At 73.5% G+C, this 10,420-nt stretch carries 7 protein-coding genes; 2 read left to right on the top strand and 5 right to left on the bottom strand.

Annotated elements, in window-relative coordinates:
* The first annotated feature begins 326 nt into the window (after window positions 1-326).
* On the top strand, window positions 327-1,439 hold the full coding sequence (locus ACLQ20_RS08005; protein WP_425854739.1) for a hypothetical protein: 1,113 nt from the start codon (window positions 327-329) through the stop codon (window positions 1,437-1,439).
* A 372-nt stretch (window positions 1,440-1,811) separates the two neighbouring features.
* Window positions 1,812-2,441 carry a nucleotidyltransferase domain-containing protein gene (locus ACLQ20_RS08000; RefSeq protein ID WP_425854737.1) on the top strand — a complete coding sequence of 210 codons (630 nt, stop codon included), beginning with the start codon at window positions 1,812-1,814 and terminating at the stop codon, window positions 2,439-2,441.
* 69 nt (window positions 2,442-2,510) lie between these two features.
* Here ACLQ20_RS08000 and ACLQ20_RS07995 read toward each other — a convergent pair whose 3' ends face one another.
* The 5 genes from ACLQ20_RS07995 to ACLQ20_RS07975 are packed head-to-tail and all read right to left on the bottom strand — an operon-like array spanning window position 2,511 to window position 10,364.
* Window positions 2,511-3,701: an acyl-CoA dehydrogenase family protein gene (locus ACLQ20_RS07995; protein WP_327029859.1), complete on the bottom strand. Its 1,191-nt coding sequence runs from the start codon at window positions 3,699-3,701 to the stop codon at window positions 2,511-2,513.
* Window positions 3,702-3,717: 16 nt separating this feature from the next.
* The gene (locus tag ACLQ20_RS07990; RefSeq protein ID WP_425854735.1) at window positions 3,718-5,781 is read right to left on the bottom strand and encodes a biotin carboxylase N-terminal domain-containing protein; all 2,064 of its coding nucleotides are present in this window, start codon (window positions 5,779-5,781) and stop codon (window positions 3,718-3,720) included.
* Between the two features lie 55 nt (window positions 5,782-5,836).
* Window positions 5,837-7,438, bottom strand: coding sequence for an acyl-CoA carboxylase subunit beta (locus tag ACLQ20_RS07985; protein ID WP_425854733.1), 1,602 nt, complete (start codon window positions 7,436-7,438; stop codon window positions 5,837-5,839).
* Window positions 7,435-8,574 (bottom strand): acyl-CoA dehydrogenase family protein, encoded by a 1,140-nt coding sequence (locus tag ACLQ20_RS07980; RefSeq protein WP_425854732.1) that lies wholly within the window; start codon window positions 8,572-8,574, stop codon window positions 7,435-7,437. Before ACLQ20_RS07980 ends, ACLQ20_RS07985 begins: the two co-directional genes overlap by 4 nt.
* Window positions 8,571-10,364 carry an acyclic terpene utilization AtuA family protein gene (locus ACLQ20_RS07975; RefSeq protein ID WP_425854730.1) on the bottom strand — a complete coding sequence of 598 codons (1,794 nt, stop codon included), beginning with the start codon at window positions 10,362-10,364 and terminating at the stop codon, window positions 8,571-8,573. Before ACLQ20_RS07975 ends, ACLQ20_RS07980 begins: the two co-directional genes overlap by 4 nt.
* Window positions 10,365-10,420 lie beyond the last annotated feature (56 nt).

The raw sequence follows: 10,420 nt of genomic DNA, 5'->3' as shown, positions 1-10,420 counted from the left end.
CGGGGGGGGGGGGGGTGGGGGGGGGGGGGGGGTGGGGGGGGGGGGGGGGGGGGGGGGGCGCGTGGGGGGGGGGGGGGGGGGGGGGGGGGGGGGGGGGGGGGCCCCCCCCCCCCCCCCGGCCCGCGACAGCGCGCGCAGGAGATGCCCGAGCGAGGCGGAACCGCGGCAGGTCGTGGTCGACATGGGCTGGCTCGGCGACGCGGCTGAGGATCCTCATCGTCGTGCCGAAAATGCCGACACCCGAAATCGATCGACGAATCCCTATGCGATTTGTGGTCCTGCGGCGACTCTGTCCCTACCGGTTCCATCACCCGCAGGGGGCACGCATGATCCAGATCCGCGCCGGACATCGACGCGTTGCGGTCGCGATGGGCGCCGCGCTGATCCTCACGGCCGCGCCGATCGGCACCCCACCGGCGTACGCCGACAGCCAGGTCGAGGCGTACACGATCGGCACGGGCTACGGCCTCTACAAGTCCACCGGCGGCGCACCAGCCCTGGTGCACGGTGAGCACGTCGCGCCGCCCGGGGCCGGCATCGCCACCATCCGGCCCGCATCCGGCAGCGTCACCGCGTTCGCGATCGGCCTGAACGGCGGTCTCGTCATGTCGCGGACCCTGCCGCTCGGCCCCGGCCCCGCCGTCACCATCGACGGCCCCTCCGGCCTGGCCCCACCCGGGGCCCCGACAGCCGCCGCCGGCCTGGACGTCTTCTTCGTCGGCCGCAACGGCGCGGTCTTCAACAGGTCATACCTGAGCAGCGCGCCGGTCGGGCCGCGGCCGATCACCGTCGCCGGCATCGCCCCACCCGGCGCGGTTGTCGCCGCGATCCCCGGGACCACTCCCGGAGTGGCGTTCGTCGGCACCGACGGCGCACTCCGCGTGGTCCGGTCGAACAGCACCGGCACCTGGACGACGGCACCGGCCAGCCCGCCGAACTTCGCCACACCCGGTGGCGGGCTCGCCGCCATCTCCGCCCTCGCCGGGTTCGTCACCGGGCTCGACGGACGGATCTGGCAGGTGAGGCTGACCGGCGGCCCGATACCGGACCCGTGGCAACCGGTCGCCGTCGCCGGTGCCGGGACCGCACCGGCCGGGGCGCACCTCGCCGCGGCGCAGTTCGCCGGCGGCCCGGCCATCGTCATGTTCGCCGGCCACGACGGCGCCGTCCGGGCCACCTCGAACGTCGCCGGAACCTGGCACGAGCCGACGGCCGCCACCGCATCCGGCGTCGCCATCCCCGGAAAGCCGATCGCCACCACCATCCACGGCGACCACCTCGACGGCGACTGGTGCGGCAACAGCCTGGCGTGGCAGATCCGCATCCCGAAGCCGAGTCCGCCGTCCGGCCCTCATCCCGAGCCGTGGAACGCTGTCGTCTCCTCGTTCCAGGCCCCCAGCATCCAGGCCGGCGGCCACATCGCCAACGTCCTGCGCTAGCACTACGCCATCGGTCGGATGCCGTCACGGCTGACCTGCCGGCCGCCGCCCAGTCGCGCCGGAGGGCTCGGGGCGCGGGGCACCGGGGCGCGGGGCGGGTGATCAGGATCCTATGGACGTCATCCGGCTGCTTTGAGGTCCATGGCGTCCTGATCACCGGGGCGGGCGCTCACGCGGAGGTGTCGTCCTTCACCGGCGGCCAGTGGGCCAGCTTCGTCCAGGACATCAAGGGCGGCAGGTCCGACGCCCGAGCGACGATGTCGGGTGTGGTCGTCGGCTGCACCCGGCTACCGATAGCTCCGTCGCCCGGCCAACGTTGTCAGACGAAACATGGCCCGCTGCGTCAGCCCTGCTGAGTGGAACGATGGACCGATGAGCGATCTCGGAAGATGGGAGCCGGAGACTCCTCGACAAGTCGTGGACCGGTTCCGCCGCAGCGACGTCCGACAGCCGTGGTGGATCGCCGGCGGCTACGCGATCGAACTGTTCGCCGGCCGCAGTCTTCGCCCCCACGGTGACATCGATGTCCTGATCCTTCGACGTGATCAGTGGATGGTCCACCACGTCCTACCCGGCTGGGACATCCAAGCCGCCGATCCGCCCGGGCAACTGCGTCCCTGGAGAGAGGGGGAGCTGCTTCCCGAACACGTCCACGACATCTGGTGCCGAGAAGATCCCACCTCGCCCTGGCGGATCCAGTTCATGATCGACAACGCCGAAGGGCAGCATTGGCACTCGCGACGCCACCCGGCGGTGACACTTCCTGTCGACCGCCTCGGTCGACGCACCCGCGATGGCTGGCCGTACCTTGCTCCAGAGGTCCAGCTCCACTACAAGGCGAAGCCGGCAAACCAACTGGCCAAGGATGAGATCGACTTCGCCGCAGCCCTGCCGCTTCTCAGCCAACCAGCCAGCCGATGGCTCGACGATGCCCTGGGAACCACCCTTCCTGACCACCATTGGCGGCGAGCGCTGAAGACCTACACCGCCCATCCACGATGAGCGGTGCTCCCCGCCGTCAGAGCCTGCCTCAACGGGTGGATCCCGTACCTGGCACGGGGCGAGCCGGAATCAGTAGGACTTGTCCTGACCGAGGACGTGCTGGGCGACGAAGTTGAGGATCATCTCGCGGCTGACCGGGGCGATCCGGCCGGCGCGCACCGCGCCGAGGAGCGTGGCCACGCCGTACTCGGTGGTCATGCCGGCCCCGCCGAGCACCTGGACGGCCGTGTCGACCGCCAGCGCGGCGGCCTCCCCGGCGGCGTACTTGGCCATGTTGCCGGAGACTCCGGCCTCCAGGTCGCGGCCCGCGTCATAGAGGGTGGCCGCCTTGTGGATCATCAGGCGGGCCAGCTCGACCTGCACGGCGGCGTGCGCGAGCGGGTGGGCCACGCCCTGGTGGGAGCCGATGGTCCGGCCGCCCCAGACCTTGCGGGTGGCGGTGTACTCGCTGGCCCGCTCGATCGCGTACCGGCCGGTGCCGGCGCCCATCGCGGCGACCGTGATCCGCTCCGGGTTGAGCCCGGCGAAGAGCGCGGGCAGGCCGGCGTCCAGCGACTCGCCGACCAGCGCGTCGGCGGGCAGCCGCACGTCGTCGAGGTAGAGCAGGAACTGGTTCTCCGGGGAGACGATCTCCATGTCCAGCTTGGAGCGGGTCAGCCCCGGCGCGTCGGTCGGCACGATGAACAGCGCCGGCTTTAGTTTCTGCGGAGTGGCATCCCCTGTGCCGGCCTGGCCGTCTTCGACAGCGACGCGGGCGACGACCAGCACGTACGACGCCTCGTCGACGCCCGAGATGTAGCACTTGCGACCGGAGAGCAGCCAGTCGTCGCCGTCGCGGCGGGCCACCGTGCCGAGCCGGTGGAAGTTGGAGCCGGCCTCCGGCTCGGTGATCGCGAAGACCACTTTCAGCGAGCCGTCCGCGAAACCGGGCAGGAAGCGCTTGCGCTGCTCCTCGGTGCCGTGCCGGGCGATCACCGTGGCCGCGATGGCGGGGGAGACCACCAGCAGCAGCAGCGGGCAGCCGGCCGCCGCCAGCTCCTCGCAGACGATGGCCAGCTCGGTGATCCCGCCCCCGCCGCCGCCGTACTCGGTGGGGATGTTGACCCCGAGGTAGCCCAGCCGGCCGGCCTCGTCCCACAGCTCGGTGGTGTGCTCGCCGGATCTCGCCTTGGCGACGAAGTATTCGTGGCCGTACCGGCGGCCCAGGGCGCGCACGGCGTCGCGGAGCTGGTCCTGCTCGGGGGTGAGGTCGAAGTTCATCGGGGGGCCTCCAGGATCACTCGGGGTTGACCACGGCCAGCACGGCGCCCGTGTCGACCTGCCCGCCGGCCGCGACCGGAAGCTCGGCGACCACACCGTCGGCCGGGGCGAGCACGGGATGTTCCAGCTTCATCGCTTCGAGGGTCAGCAGCAGGTCGCCGGCCGCCACCCGCTGGCCGACCTCGACGTGCACCCGGGTCACCGCGCCGGGCAGCGGCGCGACCAGCGACCCGGCCGCCAGCTCCGCCGTGGGCTCGGGGAAGCGCGGCAGCTCGGTCAGGCTCGCTGCCCCGTCCGGGCCGTCCACGAAGACCTCCGAGGACACCCGGTGTACGCGGTACGCCCGCCGCACCCCGTCGACGTCGAGCACCACCCGGTCCGGGGTGGCCTGGACAAGGCTCACCACGGGCGTCGGCCCGCCTGCCGGGGCCGCCTTGTCCGGCGACGACCCGCTGGCCGGGGCCGCTCCGTCCGGGGCCAAACCGTCGGTGCGGGCGGTGGAGCCGGCGCCCGGCGAGGCCGACCACTCGGCGAGGCCGCCCGAGCGGTCCAGCCGGTAGCGGACCTCGATCTCGCCGTCCGGTCCCGCGTAGCGGGTGACCTGCGGGAAGGCGGGCACGTTGCGCCAGCCCGACGGGAGGCCGGCGAGCACCGGCGCGGCGGCGCGGCGGGCGGCGGCGGTGGCCAGCGCGGCGGCCAGGGCCACCAGGGGGAGCTGGTCGGCCGGCAGCAGCGGGGCGAAGACCTCCCCGTGCCGGTCCAGGAAACCGGTGTCGATCTCCACGGCGCCGAACTCCGGGCTGCGCAGGATGCGGACCAGCAGGTCCCGGTTGGTGGCCACCCCGTGCAGCTCGGCCCGGGTCAGCGCGTCGGCCAGCAGCCGGATCGCCTCGGCGCGGGTCTGGCCCCAGGCGATCACCTTCGCCAGCATCGAGTCGTAGTGCACCCCGACGGTCGAGCCGTCCACCACGCCGGAGTCCAGCCGCAGGCCGATCGCCCGGAGGTTGCCGAACTCCCGCGCCACCCCGGGGACCGCGAACCGGTGGAGGGTGCCGGTGGCGGGAAGCCAGCCCTGCGCCGGGTCCTCGGCGCAGAGCCGCACCTCGATCGCGTAGCCACGCATCCAGTGCGGGTCAATGGCGTTCTCCGGCAGGGGCTGGCCCTCGGCGACCATCAGTTGCAGCCGGACCAGGTCCAGCCCGGTGCAGAGTTCGGTGACCGGGTGCTCGACCTGGAGGCGGGTGTTCATCTCCAGGAAGTAGATCTCCCCGTCGGGCGCGAGCAGGAACTCGACCGTGCCGGCGCCCACGTAGTCGACCGCCCTGCCGGCGGCCACCGCCGCCTCGTGCAGCCGTTCCCGGACCTCGTGCGGGAGGACGCCGGGGGCCTCCTCGACGATTTTCTGGTGCCGGCGTTGGATCGAGCAGTCCCGCACCCCGAGGGCGGCCACCGTACCGTGCGTGTCGCCGAAGATCTGGACCTCGACGTGCCGGCCGCGCTCGACGTACCGCTCGACGAAGACCGTGCCGTCGCCGAACGCCGCAGCCGCCTCGCGGCGCGCGGAGGCGACGGCCTCGGCGAGGTCGGCGGCGCCGCGGACGATCCGCATGCCGCGCCCGCCGCCGCCGGCGGACGCCTTCACCAGCACCGGGAAGTCGGTGATCTCGTCGGCGTCGGTCCAGGTGGACAGCATCGGCACGCCCGCCTCGGCGAGCAGGGCCTTCGCCGCCACCTTGTCGCCCATCGCGGCGATCGCCTTGGCCGGCGGGCCGACCCAGATCAGCCCTGCGTCGGTCACCGCCGCGGCGAACTCGGCGTTCTCGGCGAGGAAGCCGTAGCCGGGGTGGACCGCGTCCGCACCGGCCCGGCGGGCCGCGTCCAGGATGAGATCGATGCGCAGGTACGTCTCGGCGGGCGTGTTCCCGGGCAGCCGCACCGCCTGGTCGGCCTCGGCGACGAACGGCGCGTCGGCGTCGGCGTCGGAGTGCACGGCCACCGTCTCGACGCCCAGCGTCCGACAGGTGGCGAAGACCCGGCGGGCGATCTCGCCCCGGTTCGCCACCAGAAGTCTCGTGATCACTGAGTCTGCCTTTCGTTCGCGACTGCGGGACTCCGCTTCGCTGCGTTCCTCGCGCTCACATGCGGAAGACGCCGAAGCCGTCGGCGCCCCTGACTGGTCCGGTGTGGATCGCCGACAGGCAGAGCCCGAGGACGGTACGGGTGTCGCGGGGGTCGATCACCCCGTCGTCGTAGAGCCGGCCGGAGAGGAAGAGCGCGCCGGACTGCGACTCGATCTGCTGCTCGACCATCATCCGCATCGCGGCGTCGGAGTCCTCGTCGTAGTCCCGGCCCCGGGCGGCGGCGGCCTGCCGGGCCACGATGGACAGCACGCCCGCGAGCTGCGCCGGCCCCATCACCGCCGACTTGGCGTTCGGCCAGGTGAAGAGGAACCTCGGCTCGTACGCCCGCCCGCACATGCCGTAGTTGCCGGCGCCGTAGGAGGCGCCCAGGTTGACCGTCAGGTGCGGCACGGTCGAGTTCGACACCGCGTTGATCATCAGGGCGCCGTGCTTGATGATGCCGCGCTGCTCGTACTCGGTGCCGACCATGTAGCCGGTGGTGTTCTGGAGGAAGATCAGCGGGGTGTCGGCGGCGTTGGCGAGCTGGATGAACTGGGCCGCCTTCTGCGCCTCCTCGCTGAACAGCACGCCCCGCGCGTTGGCCAGCACCCCGACGGGATAGCCGTGCAGCTCGCCCCAGCCGGTCACCAGGGCGGTGCCGTAGGCCGGCTTGAACTCGTCGAACTCGCTGCCGTCGAGCACCCGGGCCAGCACCTCGCGCGGGTCGAACGGCACCTTCAGGTCGGCGCTGGCGATGCCGAGCAGCTCCTCCGGGTCGTACTTCGGCGGAGCCGGGAACGGGTTGCGCGGCGGCGGGCCCTGCTTGCGCCGGTTCAGCCGGCGTACGCACTGCCGGGCGAGCCGGATGCCGTCGGGCTCGTCCTCGGCGAGGAAGTCGGCCAGCCCGGACGTGCTCGCGTGCATGGCGGCCCCGCCGAGGGACTCGTCGTCGGTGACCTCGCCGGTGGCCATCTTCACCAGCGGCGGCCCGGCCAGGTAGACCTGCGACCGGTCCCGGATCATGATCACCTGGTCGGACATCCCCGGCACGTACGCGCCCCCGGCGGTGGCGTTGCCGAAGACCACGCTGACGGTGGGGATCTTCGCGGCCGAGAGCCGGGTCAGGTCGCGGAACACCCGACCGCCCGGGATGAAGATCTCCGCCTGGGTGGGCAGGTCCGCGCCCGCCGACTCGACCAGGTTCACCATCGGCAGGCGGTTGGCCAGGGCGATCTCGCCCGCCCGGCGGGTCTTCGCCAGCGACCACGGGTTCACCGCGCCGCCGCGTACCGTCGGATCGTTCGCGACGATGAGGCACTCGACGCCCTCGACGACGCCGATGCCGGTCACCACGCTGGCGCCGACGGGAAAGTCGGTGCCGTACGCCGCCACCGGCGACAGCTCCAGGAACGGGCTGTCCGGGTCGAGCAGCAGTTCGATCCGCTCCCGGGGGAGCAGCTTGCCCCGCTTGTGGTGCCGGGCCACGTACTTCTCGCCGCCGCCGGCGCGGGCCTGGTCGAGGGCGGCGTCCAGCTCGGCGAGGCGCTCCAGCAGGGCCTCCCGGTTGGCGCGGTACCCCGGCGAGGACGCGTCGACCGCGCTGCGCAGTGTCGTCATAGGCCCATGCCCTTCGCGATGATCTCGTTCATGATCTCGGTGGTGCCGCCGCCGATGCCGAGGATCCGGGCGTCGCGGTAGTGCCGCTCCACCTCGGCGTCGCGCAGGTAGCCGTAGCCGCCGTGCAACTGGAGCGCCTGGTCGACCACCTCGGCGCAGGCGGCCACCGCGACGTTCTTCGCCATCGCCACCTCGGTCACCACCGGCTCGCCCGCCGCCACCCGGGCCGCCACCTGGTGCACGTACGCGCGGGCCGCCTCGGTGCGGGTGTGCATCTCGGCCAGCCGGTGCCGGATCAGTTGCCGGCTCGCCAGGGGGCGGCCGAACGTGGACCGGTCCCGGCACCAGCGCACCGCCAGCTCCACGGAACGCTGCGCGATGGCGTACGCCTGGGTGGCGAGGGAGAGCCGCTCCGCGGCGAAGTTCTGCATGATCGCCAGGAAGGCGGTGTCCTCCGCGCCGACCCGGTTCGCCACCGGCACCCGGACGTCGACGAAGGACAGCTCGGCGGTGTCGGAGCAGTGCCAGCCGAGCTTCTCCAGCCGACGCCCGACCGTGAAGCCCGGCGTGCCCTTGTCGATCACCAGCAGGGTCAGGGCGCCGGTGCCCGGCGGCAGGGTGCAGACGGCGGTGGTCACGAAGTCGGCCCGTACGCCGCTGGTGATGTAGGTCTTCGACCCGTTGACCACGTAGTGGTCGCCGTCGCGCTGGGCGTGGCTGCGGATGCTCGCCACGTCCGAGCCGCCGTCCGGTTCGGTGATCGCCAGCGCGCCGATCATGGTGCCGGCCAGCGTGGGCCGGACGTACCGGTCGATCAGCTCCGCGTCGCCGGAGGCGACGATGTGCGGCAGGGCGATGCCGTGGGTGAACAGCGCCGCGATCAGTCCGGACGAGCCGCCGGAGCGGATGATCTCCTCGGTGACGATGACCGAGTCGAGCAGGTCGCCCCCGCTGCCGCCGACCGATTCCGGGAAGCCGATGCCGAGCAGGCCGAGCTTGGCGGCGGTGGCGTGCAGTTCCCGGGGGATCTCGCCGGCCCGCTCCCAGCCGTCCAGGTGCGGCAGCACCTCCCGGGTGACGAAGGCCCGGGTCAGCTCCCGCAGTTGCCGGCGCTCCGGCGTGTCCACGATGGTCATCGGCCCTCCCGGGGCGTCGCGCCTACGGCCGGGGAGTCCGGGCCGGGCGTGAGTTCCGCCGGCAGGTCGACGAGCCGGGACCGGAGCAGCTCGCCGAGCGCCTTGGCCTGCGGATCGAACCGGGTGGAGGCCGCCACCCCCTGCCCGAGCAGGCCCCGGACGACGAAGTTGACGGCCCGCAGGTTCGGCAGCTCGTACCGCTCCACGGTCAGCGGCGCGGTCTCCGGCAGCAGCTCGCGCAGCCGCGCGGTGGTCAGCCAGCCGCGCAGCCACCGCCAGGTGGCGTCCGTGCGGGCCCAGACGCCGAGGTTGGCGTCGCCGCCCTTGTCGCCGGAGCGCGCCCCGACCAGCTCGCCGAGCGGCGCGCGCCGGACGGGCCGGTCGGCCGCCGGGGCCGTCCCGTCGGGCGCCGTCCCGTCGGACGCCGTTGCGTCGGGTGTCGGTCTGTCGGGTGTCGTTGCATCAGGCGGGCCGGCGGGGGATCCCGGCTCGTCGGGCGGGCCGGCGGTCCGCGCCGGCGGCGGGATCGACACCCGCTCGCCGGAGGGGAGCACCGCGACGTGCGGCACCGCGTCCTGCGGCACGGAGTCGGCGGTGAACACCCCGTAGGGCGTCGCGTCGCCCGGCAGCGTGGTCAGCGTGCAGCCGGGGTAGGAGGCCAGGGCCAGTTCCACCGCGGCGGCCGAGAAGGCCCGCCCGGCCCGCGCCTTGTCGCCGTCGCGCAGGTGTACGTGCAGCAGCGCGCTCGCCGCCTCGGTGTCGACCGCGTCGGCGTGGTCGGTGCGGGCCAGGGTGAACGCCAGCCCTTCCGTGCCGACCGCCGCCTCGACCTGGCTCCGCACCAGGGCCGCCTTGGCGGGGATGTCGAGCCCGCACAGGACGAAGGTCATCGAGTTGCGGAAGCCGCCGAGGTTGTTGACGCCCACCTTGAGCGTGGCTGGCGGGGGCGTACCCCGGACGCCGCTCACCCGTACCCGGTCCGGCCCGTCGGCGCTCAGGGTGACCGTGTCCAGCCGGGTCACCACGTCCGGCCCGAGGTAGGCCGGGCCGCCGACCTCGTAGAGCAGCTGGGCGGTGACCGTCTCCACGGTGACCGCGCCGCCCGTGCCCGGGTGCTTCGTGATCACACAGGAGCCGTCGGGGTGCAGCTCGGCGACCGGGAAGCCGGGGCGCCGCCCGCCGTCGGGCAGCTCCGTGAAGAAGCTGAAGTTGCCCCCGGTCACCTGCGCCCCGCACTCGACCAGGTGACCGGCGACGGTCGCCCCGGCCAGCGCGTCCAGGTCGTCGCGCCCCCAGCCGAACCGGGCGATCGCCGGCCCGACCACCAGTGACGCGTCGGTCACCCGGCCGGTGACCACCACGTCCGCCCCGCCGTCGAGGCAGGCCGCGATGCCGTACGCCCCCAGGTAGGCGTTCGCCGTCAGCGCGTCCGGGCGGGCGAGGGCGTCGCCCTCGACGTACCCGACCCGGACGGTCAGGCCGAGCCGGTCGGCGAGGGACCCGATGGCGGCGGCCAGGCCGGCCGGGTTCAGCCCGCCGGCGTTTGTCACGATCCGTACGCCCCGGTCCAGCGCCGTGCCGAGGCAGCCCTCCAGCTGGCGGAGGAAGGTCTTCGCGTAGCCGAGGGAGGGGTCGCGCAGCCGGTCCCGGCCGAGGATCAGCATGGTCAGCTCGGCGAGGTAGTCGCCGGTCAGCACGTCCACTTCGCCGCCGTCGAGCATCTCCCGCCACGCCGTGAACCGGTCACCGTAGAAGCCGGAGGCGTTGCCCACCCGCAGCACGTCGCTCACGCCGGCACCCCGCCCGCCACGCCGGTCCAGCCGGCCGCCCCGGCAGCGGGGACCGC

The sequence above is a fragment of the Micromonospora sp. DT46 genome, from assembly GCF_049841735.1.
Taxonomy (GTDB): domain Bacteria; phylum Actinomycetota; class Actinomycetes; order Mycobacteriales; family Micromonosporaceae; genus Micromonospora; species Micromonospora reichwaldensis.
Note: the sequence above shows the minus strand (reverse complement) of the source record. Positions and strands in the feature narration are given on the sequence as shown.

Coding starts and splice junctions, on each gene's coding strand:
- ACLQ20_RS08005 (WP_425854739.1), top strand. CDS start 327: ATGATCCAGATCCGCGCCGGACATCGACGCGTTGCGGTCGCGATGGGC.
- ACLQ20_RS08000 (WP_425854737.1), top strand. CDS start 1,812: ATGAGCGATCTCGGAAGATGGGAGCCGGAGACTCCTCGACAAGTCGTG.
- ACLQ20_RS07995 (WP_327029859.1), bottom strand. CDS start 3,701: ATGAACTTCGACCTCACCCCCGAGCAGGACCAGCTCCGCGACGCCGTG.
- ACLQ20_RS07985 (WP_425854733.1), bottom strand. CDS start 7,438: ATGACGACACTGCGCAGCGCGGTCGACGCGTCCTCGCCGGGGTACCGC.
- ACLQ20_RS07980 (WP_425854732.1), bottom strand. CDS start 8,574: ATGACCATCGTGGACACGCCGGAGCGCCGGCAACTGCGGGAGCTGACC.